At 46.3% G+C, this 14680-nt stretch carries 12 protein-coding genes, 1 tRNA gene and 1 riboswitch; all 13 genes read left to right on the top strand.

Annotated features, from left to right (window positions below; genetic code table 11):
* Positions 1-5: 5 nt before the first annotated feature.
* The 13 genes from CCU_RS01350 to thrC all read left to right on the top strand — a co-directional run bounded on the left by CCU_RS01350 (position 6) and on the right by thrC (position 14553).
* Positions 6-1286, top strand: coding sequence for a DUF4143 domain-containing protein (locus CCU_RS01350; RefSeq protein WP_022216601.1), 1281 nt, complete (start codon positions 6-8; stop codon positions 1284-1286).
* 29 nt (positions 1287-1315) lie between these two features.
* A tRNA-Thr gene (locus tag CCU_RS01345) sits at positions 1316-1388 on the top strand.
* A 74-nt stretch (positions 1389-1462) separates the two neighbouring features.
* The gene (locus CCU_RS01340) at positions 1463-2008 is read left to right on the top strand and encodes a DUF5662 family protein (RefSeq protein WP_015533282.1); all 546 of its coding nucleotides are present in this window, start codon (positions 1463-1465) and stop codon (positions 2006-2008) included.
* A gap of 11 nt (positions 2009-2019) precedes the next feature.
* Positions 2020-5604 carry a DNA polymerase III subunit alpha gene (locus CCU_RS01335; protein ID WP_015533281.1) on the top strand — a complete coding sequence of 1195 codons (3585 nt, stop codon included), beginning with the start codon at positions 2020-2022 and terminating at the stop codon, positions 5602-5604.
* Between the two features lie 26 nt (positions 5605-5630).
* The gene (locus CCU_RS01330) at positions 5631-6437 is read left to right on the top strand and encodes a TrmH family RNA methyltransferase (RefSeq protein WP_022216600.1); all 807 of its coding nucleotides are present in this window, start codon (positions 5631-5633) and stop codon (positions 6435-6437) included.
* Positions 6438-6519: 82 nt separating this feature from the next.
* Complete coding sequence (locus CCU_RS01325; protein WP_015533280.1) at positions 6520-7152, top strand: single-stranded DNA-binding protein; 633 nt, start codon at positions 6520-6522, stop codon at positions 7150-7152.
* A 211-nt stretch (positions 7153-7363) separates the two neighbouring features.
* A riboswitch (Lysine riboswitch) is annotated at positions 7364-7536 on the top strand.
* A gap of 87 nt (positions 7537-7623) precedes the next feature.
* Positions 7624-8508 (top strand): 4-hydroxy-tetrahydrodipicolinate synthase, encoded by an 885-nt coding sequence (gene dapA, locus CCU_RS01320; RefSeq protein ID WP_015533277.1) that lies wholly within the window; start codon positions 7624-7626, stop codon positions 8506-8508.
* 212 nt (positions 8509-8720) lie between these two features.
* Complete coding sequence (gene dapB / locus CCU_RS01315; RefSeq protein WP_015533276.1) at positions 8721-9476, top strand: 4-hydroxy-tetrahydrodipicolinate reductase; 756 nt, start codon at positions 8721-8723, stop codon at positions 9474-9476.
* An 8-nt stretch (positions 9477-9484) separates the two neighbouring features.
* Positions 9485-9850 carry a DUF6145 family protein gene (locus CCU_RS01310; protein ID WP_015533275.1) on the top strand — a complete coding sequence of 122 codons (366 nt, stop codon included), beginning with the start codon at positions 9485-9487 and terminating at the stop codon, positions 9848-9850.
* A gap of 37 nt (positions 9851-9887) precedes the next feature.
* On the top strand, positions 9888-10655 hold the full coding sequence (locus tag CCU_RS01305; protein ID WP_015533274.1) for a type III pantothenate kinase: 768 nt from the start codon (positions 9888-9890) through the stop codon (positions 10653-10655).
* Between the two features lie 48 nt (positions 10656-10703).
* Positions 10704-11672 carry a tRNA dihydrouridine synthase DusB gene (dusB, locus tag CCU_RS01300; protein ID WP_015533273.1) on the top strand — a complete coding sequence of 323 codons (969 nt, stop codon included), beginning with the start codon at positions 10704-10706 and terminating at the stop codon, positions 11670-11672.
* A gap of 310 nt (positions 11673-11982) precedes the next feature.
* Complete coding sequence (locus CCU_RS01295; RefSeq protein WP_015533272.1) at positions 11983-12840, top strand: 3D domain-containing protein; 858 nt, start codon at positions 11983-11985, stop codon at positions 12838-12840.
* Positions 12841-13065: 225 nt separating this feature from the next.
* Positions 13066-14553 carry a threonine synthase gene (gene thrC, locus CCU_RS01290; protein WP_015533271.1) on the top strand — a complete coding sequence of 496 codons (1488 nt, stop codon included), beginning with the start codon at positions 13066-13068 and terminating at the stop codon, positions 14551-14553.
* Positions 14554-14680: the final 127 nt, after the last annotated feature.

The following is a 14680-nucleotide window of genomic DNA, read 5'->3' as shown; positions in this document are numbered from 1 at the left end:
GATGCTTGTTTAGAAATGTTATGAATGACCTTGCAACATGGTATGAGACCGGAGCGGATAAGATTGCAGTTGTCCGTGGTGGCAAGTTTGTTGGCAAGACATGGGCTGTGGCTGATTTTGCCATGGGATTTTTTGAGGATCATATAATAATAGATATGGACAAGTATCCGGACTTTGCCGCATATGCAGCAAAGGAGAGGAGACCGGAGAAGCTTCATGCCAAGCTTACAACGTCGCTTGACAAGTATGATTTCAAGGATAAGCTTCTTATATTTGACAATGCGCAGAACTGTGTGGGACTGCTCGGCAACCTTGTTGAGTACAGCAGATATAATACTGACTGCAGGATCTGTGTCATTGCGACATCCTGTGGACCAATCCCGGGAGAGGAAGAGTGCCAGGATGACATATGCGTATATGAGATGATGCCTATGAACTTTGAGGAATTTCTGAAAGCGGGAAAGGGCAGAAAGCTCTGTGCATTTATAGAGAACCAGAAGATCACACCGATGCCGGATGAGGTCAGGGACAGCGTCCAGACAATGCTTGAGACTTTCTTCGTGACCGGAGGAATGCCGGAGGCGGTGGATGAATATTATAAGACAGGAGATCTCAGAAGAGTTGATGTGGTTTTGAAGTCTATACTTGACAGAACTACTGAATATCTGATAAACTCCACTCCGAAGAGATATCTTACCAAGGTCATGGCGATATGGAACAGTATTCCGGTTCAGCTTACCAAGGAGAACAAGAAGTTCATGTATGGATACGTTGATCCGAAGGCCCGTGCCAGGGAGTACGAGGCGTCAGTTGATCAGATCGTCAGGATGGGCGTTGTGCGTCAGGTGTACAGAGTCAGGAATGGAGTGCTTCCTCTGGCAAACCAGAAGGATGACAAGTCATTTGAGCTGTATCATCTTGATCATGGTCTGCTCAGGGTCATGGCTGGTATTCTGGTTCAGGATATTGACACAGATAATGTTCTTGATATGATGGATGGAGTTATAGCAGAGCAGTACGCTCTTGCAGAGCTGTATGTGAACAGGAGTATCGGTGATCTGTATTTCTGGATCTCATCGGCCACAGCGAAGGTTGATTTCGTGTATGAGGGCGATGGAGAGGTCATTCCAGTGGATGTTCAGACAAGTCCGCACACCAAGGCCCAGAGCTCCAGAGTATTCAAACAGAGATATGACAATCAGACTTCAGTGAGGATATCTACAGATGACATGTTTGTCGATAAAGGATTGGTAAATATACCGCTATATGGTATCTGGTGTTTCTAACCGATAGCGTATGGTAGTAATTTATAGATGCCGAAATAGCTCAGTTGGTAGAGCAACGCATTCGTAATGCGTGGGTCGAGGGTTCGAGTCCCTTTTTCGGCTTCAATATTGAGGAAGGCTGCCTGCAAAAGTTTTTGCGGCAGCCTTTTGTACTCAGTGGGAAAGGACGGGATGATATGGATGCTCCAAAATGGTACAGACATTTGAAAACCATAAACAGACATAAGAGAATGGTCATGCATAACTGCTTTAAGTGCGGATTATACTGGCAGGGGCTTGTGCACGATCTGTCAAAGTATTCGTGGACTGAGTTCTCAGTCGGGGCAAAGTATTATCAGGGAACAAGAAGCCCGAATGATGCGGAGCGCGAGAGCAAGGGGTATTCAAGCGCATGGCTGCACCACAAGGGAAGAAACAAGCACCATCTGGAATACTGGGTAGACTACAGTGTTGACAGGAACTGTGTGGAGCTGGTGGGAATGCGCATGCCGGAGAAGTACGTTGTGGAGATGTTCTGCGACAGGGTGGCTGCCAGCAAGAATTATAATGGTGATAAGTATACGGATTCATTTCCGCTTGAGTATTATCTGAGGGGCAGATCCAGACATCATCTGCACCCTGAATCGGCGGATCTGCTGGAGGACATGCTAACGACTCTGGCTGAGAAGGGCGAAGATTATACATTTGACTATATAAGGCGGGAGATACTGCATAACAAATAAGGAGGAGACATATGGAGTTTACACATCTGCATGTGCATACAGGCTACAGTCTGCTGGACGGTGCGGCGAAGATAGACGGACTTGTGCGCAGGGCAAAGGAACTGGGATATGATTCCCTCGCAATAACGGATCACGGCGTCATGTACGGTGTTATAGAGTTCTATGAGACTTGTCTCAGAGAGGGGATAAAACCTATTCTCGGATGTGAGGTGTATGTCAGTCCGGGATCACGATTTGACAGGGAAGTTGGAAAGGGTGATGACAGATATTATCACCTCGTCCTTCTGGCGGAGAATGATCTGGGATATCACAATCTGTCCAAGATCGTGACCAGAGGATTTACCGAGGGCTTTTACTATAAGCCGAGGGTCGATATGGAGGTGCTGGAGAAGTACCATGAGGGAATTATAGCGCTCAGCGCCTGTCTTGCCGGTGAGGTTGCGACAAAGCTCAGAAAGGGCGACTATGACGGTGCGAAGGAGACTGCGATAAGATACAGGAATATATTTGGCGAGGAAAACTATTTTCTGGAGATGCAGGATCACGGAATACCTGAGCAGGCAACTGTGAATGCGGGGATCATGCGTCTGTCAAAGGAACTGGGTATCCCTATGGTCGTGACAAATGATTCGCACTACATCTATGCCGAGGACTGGGAGGCACATGATGTTCTCCTGTGTATACAGACTAACCACAAGGTTCAGGACGAGAACAGAATGCGCTATGATGGAGGTCAGTTCTACCTCAAATCAAAGGAGGAGATGGCTGAGCTGTTCCCATATGCCCTGGAGGCTCTGGAGAATACACATAAGATCGCAGAGCGGTGTAATGTGAATATCGTATTTGGCGAGCAGAAGGTTCCGAGATTCGATGTGCCGGAGGGATATACCGCGGAGGAATATCTGGATCATCTGGTATATGAGGGTATGGAGAAAAAGTACGGACTTACATATGAGGAGTCCGGTAAGATGGCCGAGGGAACCCACGGCTACGAGGTCAGACAGAGAATAGATTATGAGCTGTCTGTCATAAAGAGCATGGGATTTGTGGATTATTTCCTGATAGTGTGGGATTTCATTCATTTTGCAAAATCGCAGGGAATCGCAGTTGGACCTGGAAGAGGTTCGGCGGTTGGCAGTGTGGTTGCTTACTGTCTGGATATAACGACAATTGAGCCTTTGCAGTACAACCTTCTCTTCGAGAGATTCCTGAACCCGGAGCGAGTATCCATGCCGGATATTGATATAGATTTCTGTTATATCAGACGTCAGGAGGTTATCGACTACTGTGTAAGGAAATATGGCGAGGAGTGCGTGACACAGATAATAGCATATCAGACCATGGGCGCAAGAAACGTCATAAGAGACGTTGGAAGAGCCATGGATCTCCCGTATGCGGTGTGTGATTCCCTTGCAAAGGCAATACCTGCAGAGAAGGATATGACTATAGATATAGCACTCAAGACGAGCAAGGATTTCAGGGATATGTACGAGGGCTCGGACGAGATCAAGAAGCTTGTGGATATAGCCAGAAAGCTTGAGGGACTCCCTAGAAATGCAGGAATGCATGCGGCGGGAGTGGTTATAGGCCGTGAAGCCATAGAGGAGTACGCGCCTTTGTCAGTCGGAGCCGAGGGCGCGGTGGTAACCCAGTTTGAGAAGAACACGGTGGAGCATCTGGGAATGCTCAAGATGGACTTCCTGGGACTCCGTACGGCGACTGTTGTGCAGGATACAGTCAAGCTGGTCAAGCAGACAACAGGCAAGGATATAGACATAGACAATATAGATTACGATGATCCGAATATACTTGGACTCATGGGACAGGGAAAGACCGAGGGTATGTTCCAGCTCGAAAGTGAGGGCATGAGAAACTTCATGATGAAGCTGAAGCCGCAGAGTCTGGACGATGTAATTGCCGGTGTTGCTCTGTTTAGACCGGGTCCTATGCAGTTCATAGACGACTACATCAGGGGCAAGGAGAACCGTGAGCTGGTTCACTATGATACCCCTGAGCTTGAGGAGATACTTGAGCCGACTTACGGATGTATCATTTACCAGGAGCAGGTAATGCAGATCGTTATGAAGCTGGCGGGCTATACGCTGGGAAGAAGTGACCTTGTGCGCCGAGCCATGGCGAAGAAGAAGCCTGAGGAGATGGAGAAGGAGCGTCATAACTTTGTGTACGGCAACAAGGAGCTCAATGTTCCGGGATGTGTGGCAAATGGAATCTCGGAGACCGTGGCAAATAAGATATTTGACGAGATGATGAAGTTCGCGGAGTACGCATTTAACAAGTCCCACTCCGTGGCATATGCGGTACTTGCGGCGCAGACAGCGTACCTGAAGTATTACTATCCGGTGGAGTTCATGGCTGCGCTGATGTCATCGGTAATTGACAACAATGGCAAGGTTGCAAAGTATATAAGCGTGTGCAAGCAGATGGGTGTTGAGGTGCTCCCTCCGGATATAAATGAGGGAGTGGCAAAGTTCTCCATAAGCAACGGCAAGATAAGATACGGCCTCTCCGGTATCAAGAGTGTCGGAGGCGCTGTTGTCGACAGGATAGAGGCGGAGAGAACCAAGAATGGACCGTTTAAGGATCTCAGGAATTTCCTCACAAGGATGCCTTCAAAGGATACAAATAAGAAAACTGTGGAAGCTCTGATACTCAGCGGTGCATTTGATGATATGGGAGCAAACAGAAAGCAGATGATGATGGCTCTTCCGGCCATAGCGGAGGAAGCAGCAAGGGAGAGAAAGAGCAGGGAGTCCGGGCAGATGTCTCTGTTTGACCTGATGGGAGACGATTTTGTGCAGAGCAATCTTGTACCTTACCCTGATGTGGAGGAGTATTCGGATCAGGAGAAGCTGGCGCTTGAGAAGTCTGTGCTCGGAGTGTATATATCGGGACATCCGCTTGGCAAATATATCGAGCTTATGCAGAGAACATGCACGGCTCAGGCGACGGATTTCGTGGTGGACACCGAGGATGACGATGAGATGAGCCGGGATCAGGGTGACGGAGATGGACAGAAGCTTCAGGACAATGCAATGTATGTCATCGGCGGACTCATATCAAGGGTGACGGTGAAGCTCACCAAGAACAATCAGAATATGGCGTATGTGACGATAGAGGATCTGGTTGGACAGGTTGAGGTTATAGTATTCCCGAGGGATTTCGAGAAGTTCAGGGACAGACTTCTGGTGGATTCCAGAGTGTTTGTCAGGGGCAGGGCGAATCTCGGTGAGAAGGAAAACAAGCTCATATTGTCGGATATGATAAGCTTTGAGGAGGCAGAAGGTGGCAAGAGCTTTCAGTCGGGGAAGCCATGGAATAACAGACAGAAGCCTGTTCAGAGCAACAGCCAGCTCTGGGTATTGTTCGATGATGTGGACGAATACATGAAGAACGAGTCTGCATTTATGTCGATCCTTGAGGAGTACAAGGGCACATGTCCGGTGTACGTGCAGCTCAAGAAGTCCAGACAGGCGAAGAATATGGGCCGGGGATTCTGTGTGGATGAGAATTCCGGCGTGGTGTACGCGCTCCAGATGGAATACGGCAAAGACAGGGTATTGCTCAGAAAAGTGTGACAGAAATACCGCAAAAGGAGAAAAAAGTGGAAGTAATTACAGCAAACAGTAATCCGAGGATAAAAGAACTTAATAAGCTGAACAAGGATGCAAAGCTCAGAAAGGACAGAGACGTGTTCGTGGTCGAGGGGATACGCATGTTCAGGGAGCTTCCGCTTCAGAATGTTCAGGAGGTGTATCTGTCGGAGAGTGCGCTTAAGGAATACAGGGATGAATTCAAGAGCATGGGTGTGCTTGATGGCAGGAATACCTGGATACTCAGCGACGGAGTGTTCGCAGGGGTGTCACAGACCAAGACTCCACAGGGGTGTATGGCTGTGGTGAAATGCATGCATTATCAGCTTGATTCCGTGCTCGGCAGGAATGACAGAGAGACATTTCTTGTGCTGGATACGCTCCAGGATCCCGGAAATATGGGAACTATATTCAGAAGCGCAGAGGCAGCAGGTGTGACCGCCGTGCTTATAGGAAAAGGTTCATGCGATCCGTACAATCCGAAGGTAGTCAGATCGACGATGGGTGCCATATTCAGGGTGCCATTTGTCATGTGCGATGACCTGCCCGGGACCGTGGAGGAGCTGAGACGGTCAGGCGTTGTGGTGTACGGAGCACATCTGGACGGCGACGATCTCTACGACATAGGATTCCCGGACAGGGTGGCGTTCCTCATAGGAAATGAGGGAAATGGCCTGACGGATGAGGTGGCGTGCAGAGCCGACAGACTTCTCAGGATTCCGATGGAGGGCAAAGTCGAATCGCTGAACGCTGCAATATCGGCGACTCTTTTGTCGTATGAGGTAATGAGACAGCGAAAGAGAGACCGACAAAACTAGATTAAACAAGACAGCATATTTTTGTACTGCGTGGCATAACTTTTAAAGTATGCAAAAGTTTGTTATAACGGAGGGAGAAAATATGACTGAAAAAACATTAAACAACAATCAGGTAGTGGTGGCAGGAGAGATAGCATCAGAGTTCGTGTTCAGCCACGAGATATTTGGCGAGGGCTTCTATATGGTGGATCTCATCGTCAGCAGACTCAGCGATGCTTACGATACTATTCCGCTCATGGTGTCTGACAGACTGTTCGATGTGAACGAATCCCACATAGGGGAGCGCATCATGGCAAAGGGACAGTTCAGATCATACAACAAGCATGAGGAGACCAGAAACCGCCTTATACTGTCTGTGTTTGTGAGAGAGATCGAGACCATCGACGAGGATGATGCTGAGGAGGAGAACAGACCAAATCAGATCTATCTTGACGGTTACATATGTAAGGCACCTGTGTACAGGATGACGCCCCTTGGAAGGGAGATCGCGGATGTGCTGCTGGCGGTCAACAGAGCATACGGCAAGAGCGATTACATACCATGTATCTGCTGGGGCAGAAATGCGAGATTTGCCGGAAAGCTCCAGGTAGGAGAGCATGTGGCCATCTGGGGAAGGATCCAGAGCAGGGAGTATCAGAAGCGTATCGACAATGACCAGGTGATCAGCAAGGTGGCATACGAGGTGTCTGTGAGCAAGATGGAATGTCTTGAATGATATTTCATAAGGAGGGACCCACGTCAGTGGGAAGAATCCTTGTGAAGCACGCAGGCGCCGCGCAAAGCGCATAGGAATGCGCCTGCACAACATTTCATAAGGAGGGGCCCATGTCAGTGGGAGGAATCCTTGTGAAGCATGCAGTAAAATATATGGTTGACATGGTCTGGATGCGGTGATATAGTAGCACTATCTAAGATTAAACTGAATACAATATAGTAGAGGCGCGGGATTAATGATTAAGCAGGCTGATGCATGTGGATGCAGAAGATGCCTGACGAAAGGGAAGACCGCCGAAGTGATGGATATTCCACAGGATCTGTTGCTGGTTGTGCAGTTAAGAACTGTATGACTGTCATCTGAGGATGGAGAGCTACTTGTAAGAATGAGATGTTTTTATGGGTTGGCTTTTTGCCAGCCCATTTTTATGCTATATTGTATCGACTATTTATTTTTAAGGAGGACGACAATATGTCAATTTTTACCGGTTCAGCAGTTGCACTTGTAACACCATTTCTTGAAAATGGAGATGTGGATTATGATAAGCTCAAGGAGCTCGTGGAGTTTCATGTAGCACACAAGACGGATGCCATAGTTATCTGCGGAACAACAGGCGAGGCTTCAACACTGTCACACGAGGAGCATCTTGAGTGCGTGAAGAAGTGTGTAGAGTTCGCTGATCACAGAATAAAGGTAATAGCAGGAACAGGTTCAAACTGTACTGCAACAGCAATATATCTCTCAACAGAGGCAGAGAGCTACGGAGTGGACGGTCTGCTCGTGGTTACACCATACTACAACAAGGCTACACAGAAGGGCCTCATCGCACACTTCACAGCCGTTGCAAATTCAGTAAATGTGCCTATAATCCTTTACAATGTGCCATCACGTACAGGCTGCAATATCCAGCCGGAGACAGCAGTATATCTTGCACAGAACGTTGAGAACATTGTCGGTATCAAGGAAGCTTCAGGCAATATAAGCCAGGTCGTAAAGCTTGCAAGTCTTTCAAAGGGATGCATAGATATCTACTCAGGAAATGACGATCAGGTTGTACCTCTTCTCTCACTTGGCGGAAAGGGAGTTATCTCAGTAACAGCCAATATAATCCCTGAGGACGTACACGATATGGTTCAGAAATATCTTGACGGAGATGTTCAGGGAAGCCTTGATCTTCAGCTTAAGACCATCGACCTCTGCAACGCACTGTTCTGCGAGGTCAATCCAATACCTGTCAAGAAGGCTGTAGAGCTTCTTGGTATGTGTGATGGAACAATGAGAATGCCGCTCACTGAGATGGAGCCACAGAACGTGGAGAAGCTCAAGAAGGCAATGGAAGAGTACGGAGTTCTCTAGGACTGTAATTATCATAGAAACAATACAGATGTCTGCGGTCTCAACTGGCTGCAGACATTTTTATTTGCCGAGGTGGATATAAACGTTGCACAATGGACAGCAAATGTGTAAAATGGAGTACATGTTGAAATATATGCGCATGTCAGCGTGCATAGACCACACAAAAGACGACAACAAATGACAAAGCTTATATATATGGAGGATAGACAGATATGGTAAAGATCATAATGCATGGTTGCAATGGAAAGATGGGACAGGTAATAACAGGTATCGTTGCAAGCGATCCTGATGCCGAGATCGTAGCGGGAATAGATGTTGTGGACAACAGGGATAACGGATATCCGGTATTTACAGATATAGATGCCTGCGATGTCGAGGCTGATGTCATCATAGATTTTGCAGCGGCTGTAGCTGTTGACAAGCTCCTCGATTACGGTGTGAGGACACAGACTCCTATAGTTCTCTGTACAACAGGTCTCTCAGATGAGCAGCTTGCAAAGGTAAAGGAGTGCAGTGCAAAGGTTGCCATACTCAAGTCAGCGAACATGTCACTGGGAATCAATACACTCATGAAGCTTCTGAAGGATGCTGCGAAGGTATTCTCACCAGCCGGATATGATATAGAGATAGTTGAGAAGCATCACAACCAGAAGGTGGATGCTCCATCCGGAACAGCTCTTGCTCTTGCTGATTCAATCAATGAGGCATGCAATGAGCAGTATGAGTATGTGTACGACAGAAGCCAGGTGAGAAAGAAGAGAGATAAGAAGGAGCTCGGAATCTCTGCTGTCAGAGGCGGCACTATAGTTGGAGAGCATGAGGTGATATTTGCAGGTATTGATGAGGTTATAGAGTTCAAGCACACTGCATATTCCAAGTCAGTATTTGCAAAGGGTGCTGTTGAGGCAGGAAAGTTCCTCAAGGGCAAGCCTGCAGGAATGTACGATATGGCGGACGTTATAGGATAGGAGCGGTTATGGAGATTTCAACCAGGACGGAGGATGGCGAGCTTGTTCTGTGCGCCAGCTCGATATATAATCAGAAGTTTTATCTGAACAAGGAATTTTCAAAGCTTCCTGATGAGATAAAGGACGAGCTTCACGCCATGTGTGGAGCGTTTACACAGGAGGTCGGAGGAATATTTATGTTGGTGTTTGACGACGCCGGCAATCTGAAGATACAGACGAGGGCACTTGAGGATGACCTGTTATTTGACGACATAGGATGCGGACTCAAGGTCAAGAAGCTGCAGAATGAAAAGAAGGAGCTGTTCCAGAGTCTGGAGCTGTTCTATAAGATATTTATACAGGGTGTTGACATTAACAGTCTTGTAAATGAATGATATAAAATAATTGGAAGATCAGGAAGGAAAAAGGGGCATGTTATTTGCTATTGATGCTGGAAATACAAATATTACGATAGGACTGTTTGACGGAGAACGCCTGGAGAAGACCTTCAGGATGACCACCGGGATATCGAGAACATCGGATGAGTACGGAGTATTTCTGTGCGACTGGCTCAGAATGAGACAGTTGTCAACTGATGTTATAGATGAAGTTATAATCGCTTCGGTTGTTCCGAAAATCATGCATTCCCTGGTGAATGGCATAAAGAAATATTTTGGAATAACACCACTCATAGTTGAGCCGGGAATAAAGACGGGGATCAATATAGCGCTGCCAAACCCGAAGCAGCTTGGAGCTGACAGAATAGTTGACGCAGTTGCGGCTTATCACATGTATGGCGGACCGGTTCTCACGGTGGACTTTGGAACTGCCACAACGTACGACCTCATCAATGCCGATGGCGTGTTTGAGGCTGAGGTCACATCGCCGGGTATAAGGCTTATTGCAAATGCTCTGTGGACGGGAACCGCCAAGCTTCCTGAGATAGAGATAAAGGTGCCTGAGACGATACTGTGCAAGGACACGATATCCAGTATGCAGGCCGGTGTGTGCATGGGCTATATTGGCCAGACAGAGTATATAGTGAAGAGAATGCGCAAGGAGTCAGGATACGACAACATGAAGGTCGTGGCTACCGGCGGACTTGGAAAGATGATATATGAGAACACGGACTGCATAGATGTGTATGATCCGGATCTCACACTTCACGGACTCAGACTTATCATGGACAAGCAGAAATAAGTCGAATTTTGCAAATTATATATTATTATAGAAGCAATGGAGAAATTTATGGATTTCAGAGATAAATTGATCCTGGCGCCGATGGCTGGTGTATGTGACCAGCCATTTCGTCTTTTATGCAAGGAACAGGGCTGTGATATCCTGTACAGCGAGATGGTGAGCGCCAAGGCAATATATTATAAAAATAAGAACACGAAGCCGCTTCTGGCTATGGATGAGCGGGAGAAGCCATTTGGGCTGCAGCTCTTTGGCTCTGATCCTGAGATCATGGCGGAGATGGCAAAGAGGATAGAGAGCAACGGTTATTCATTCATAGATGTAAATATGGGCTGCCCTGTGCCGAAGGTGGTCAACAATGGAGAGGGATCTGCGCTGATGAAGGATCCGGTTCTTGTTGGAAGGATAGTCGAGGCCATGGCAAAAGCTATAAGTATACCGCTGACCATCAAGATAAGAAGCGGATTTGATTCAGAGCATATAAATGCGCCTGAGATAGCACATATAGCCCAGGAGAGCGGGGCTGCCGCTGTGGCGGTGCACGGAAGGACAAGGCAGCAGTATTATCAGGGACATGCGGACTGGAGCGTCATAGCCAGGGTGAAGGAGGCGTGCATCATCCCGATCATTGGCAATGGCGATATAAACACTCCTCAGGACATCATAGACATGAGGGCGCAGACGAACTGTGACGGCTTTATGATAGGAAGAGGTGCGAGGGGCAACCCGTGGATATTCCGCGATATGAAATACTACTACGAGCATGGCGAGCTGCCGGACAAGCCTGACATATATGAAGTGAAGGATATGATGCTGAGACATGCGAGACTCATGGTTGAGTTCAAGGGTGAGTACACAGGTATCCATGAGATGAGAAAGCACGTGGCATGGTACTCAGTCGGAATGTATGATTCGGCAAGGCTCAGGAGCAATGTGAACCAGGTTGAGACTTACGAGGAGCTTGAGGAACTGCTCTGTAGATGGGCTGACAGCGCACCTGAAAAAGTCATTGTGAGTTAACATAAAAACAAAAAAATGTAACAGAAAACAAAGAATTTATTAAAAACTCTAAAGTAAAAATATACAAGATGCTGATTTGTTTCAAAAATGTTACGGTACTAAAATGTGAAACATGCACAAAAATAGCGTTTTAAAATGTTGCATGTTTACATTAACGGAATTAAAGATTTTATGCGGATTGTGCATGATTTACAAAAATAGCCACTTTGCTTGACCTTTCTTTTGACAGAGATTATAATAGCGTCATGAGTTAAATTTTAACGGTTTTGTAACAATTCTGAAACCGTAAAGAAATTAAGGAGAAAAGGTTATGCAAAAGTTTTCAGATTCATCACGTATGAAATCACAGAAACTAATGAAGACATCACTGAAAAGAAACGTAAAGAAGATTAGCATAGGAGCAGTACTCCTGGCAGTTGGATTTTCATCATACGCAGTTATCGCATCAGATGACAGCATGGTTTCATCCAAGGGCAAGGGAGTGTCGATCGCAGCAGCAGGTAATACATTATACGCAGACAACACAGCAGACTATGGAGAGGCAACATCATCAGTTGCACTGGCAGATGGTACTCTGTCAGATGTCAACAAGACTGGTTCAGTAGCCCTCTCAAGCAAGAAGACAGCTAAGAAGACTTCAGCCATAAGCGGTGGAGTTCAGGAGAGCACAACAGAGGCTCGTGCAACAGAGGCTGCACAGCAGGCAGCAGACACAACAAAGTCAGAGCCTACCACACAGATGAAGGTTAAGGATAAGGATAAGTCAGCAGCAGGACTTCCTGACGATCAGATATCAGTTGATCCATCAACAGAGAAGTCAACAGACGGACTTCCTGATGACAAGGTTATGTGGGTGAATGGTGAGACATCAGGTACATATCTCGGAACATTCTGGATTACGGCATATTGTCCATGCCCAATCTGCTGTGGAGAGTACAGCAACATGGATAACCCGACAACAGCTTCAGGTGCTCCTGCGGTTGAGGGTGTTACATGTGCAGCACCAAGCAACTTTGCATTTGGTACAGAGCTCATCGTGGATGGTCACACATACACAGTACAGGACAGAGGTGGAGCGATCAACGGTAATCACCTTGACATCTACTTCTCAAATCATCAGGCAGCTCTCAACTTCGCAACAGGCTACTATGATGTATATGTAAAGTAATAAAAATCAGAAATTATATACAGATATATTAAAGACCCGCCGTAAGGCGGGTTTTTAAATGCAGTGATATAAGTATTGGGAAAGTCGCACGAATGAGGAGGGCTATAGCTTGTTTTTTATAAAATGCTGTGTTATAATGCACACGATTATTTGTAAGAATACAGGTGATTCCTGAGTTTAGTACATAACGAAATGTTTAAATATATTTATTAAGGAGATTGGCAAATGGAACTTATCTACAGAAGCACAAGAAATGCAAATGAGACAGCAACAGCATCACAGGCTATACTTAAGGGACTTGCTAATGAGGGGGGCCTTTTTGTACCAGATTCTATACCAGCACTTGATGTGTCTCTGGAAGACCTTGCAAAGATGAACTATCAGCAGGTTGCATACGAGGTTATGAAGCTTATGTTCACAGACTTCACAGAGGCTGAGCTTAAGCATTGTATAGATTCAGCATATGATTCAAAGTTTGATACACCGGTTATAGCACCACTTGTGAATAAGGCAGGAGCATATTATCTTGAGCTTTTCCATGGATCAACAATAGCATTCAAGGATATGGCACTTTCAATCCTTCCATATCTTCTCACAACATCAGCAAAGAAGAATGGCGTAAAGAATGAGATTGTCATCCTCACAGCAACATCAGGTGATACATGTAAGGCTGCCCTTGCAGGATTTGCAGATGTTCCTGGAACAAAGATAATCGTGTTCTATCCAAAGCACGGTGTAAGCCCTATTCAGGAGAAGCAGATGGTTACCCAGAAGGGAGATAATACATTTGTTGTAGGTATCACAGGAAACTTCGATGACGCTCAGACTGGCGTAAAGAAGATGTTCTCAGATGCAGAGCTTGCAAAGTACATGGATGAGAAGGGATATCAGTTTTCATCAGCAAACTCAATCAACATCGGACGTCTTGTCCCTCAGATGGTATACTATGTATACGCTTACACAAGACTTGTTGCAGACGGAACCATCAAGGCAGGCGACAAGATCAACGTGGACGTTCCAACAGGTAACTTTGGTAATATCCTTGCAGCATACTATGCCAAGGAGATGGGACTTCCAATCGCAAAGTTCATCTGCGCATCAAATGACAACAAGGTTCTGTTTGATTTCTTCCAGACAGGAACATACGATAGAAACAGAGAGTTCATACTCACAACATCACCATCGATGGATATCCTCATTTCAAGCAACCTTGAGAGACTGATATACAAGATCGCCGGAAATGATGCTGAGAAGAACTCGGAGCTTATGAAAGAACTCACAACAGATGGAGTGTACACCATCACAGACGATATGAAGGCAAAGCTTGCTGAGTTCTATGGTGGATATGCAACAGAGGCAGAGACCGCAGCTACCATCAAAAAGGTATATGAGTCAGATGATTATATCATCGATACACATACAGCAGTTGCAGCTACAGTATATGAAAAGTATGTGGCAGAGACAGGAGATAAGACACCTACAGTCATCGCGTCAACAGCAAGCCCATACAAGTTCACAAGAAGCGTTATGAACGCTATAGACCCTGAGTATGATTCCAAGACAGACTTTGAGCTTGTCGACGAGCTTGAGAAGCTCTCAGGTGTAAAGGTACCTCAGGCTATAGAGGATATCAGATCAGCAAAGGTTCTCCACGACACAGTATGTGACAAGGAGGATATGCTTGCAGAGGTTAAGGGATTCCTTAACATCTAAGATCTGAGAGAAACTGACAAATAGATCAGAACACAACATAATAGATTGACAGTTCATTAGTACCATCCTGTCACTAAACAAAACTAGGACAGAAGAAGATCAGAATGTCCTATTCTGGTCTTTTTTT

Source organism: Coprococcus sp. ART55/1, assembly GCF_000210595.1.
Lineage (GTDB): Bacteria > Bacillota > Clostridia > Lachnospirales > Lachnospiraceae > Coprococcus > Coprococcus aceti.
Note: the sequence above shows the minus strand (reverse complement) of the source record. Positions and strands in the feature narration are given on the sequence as shown.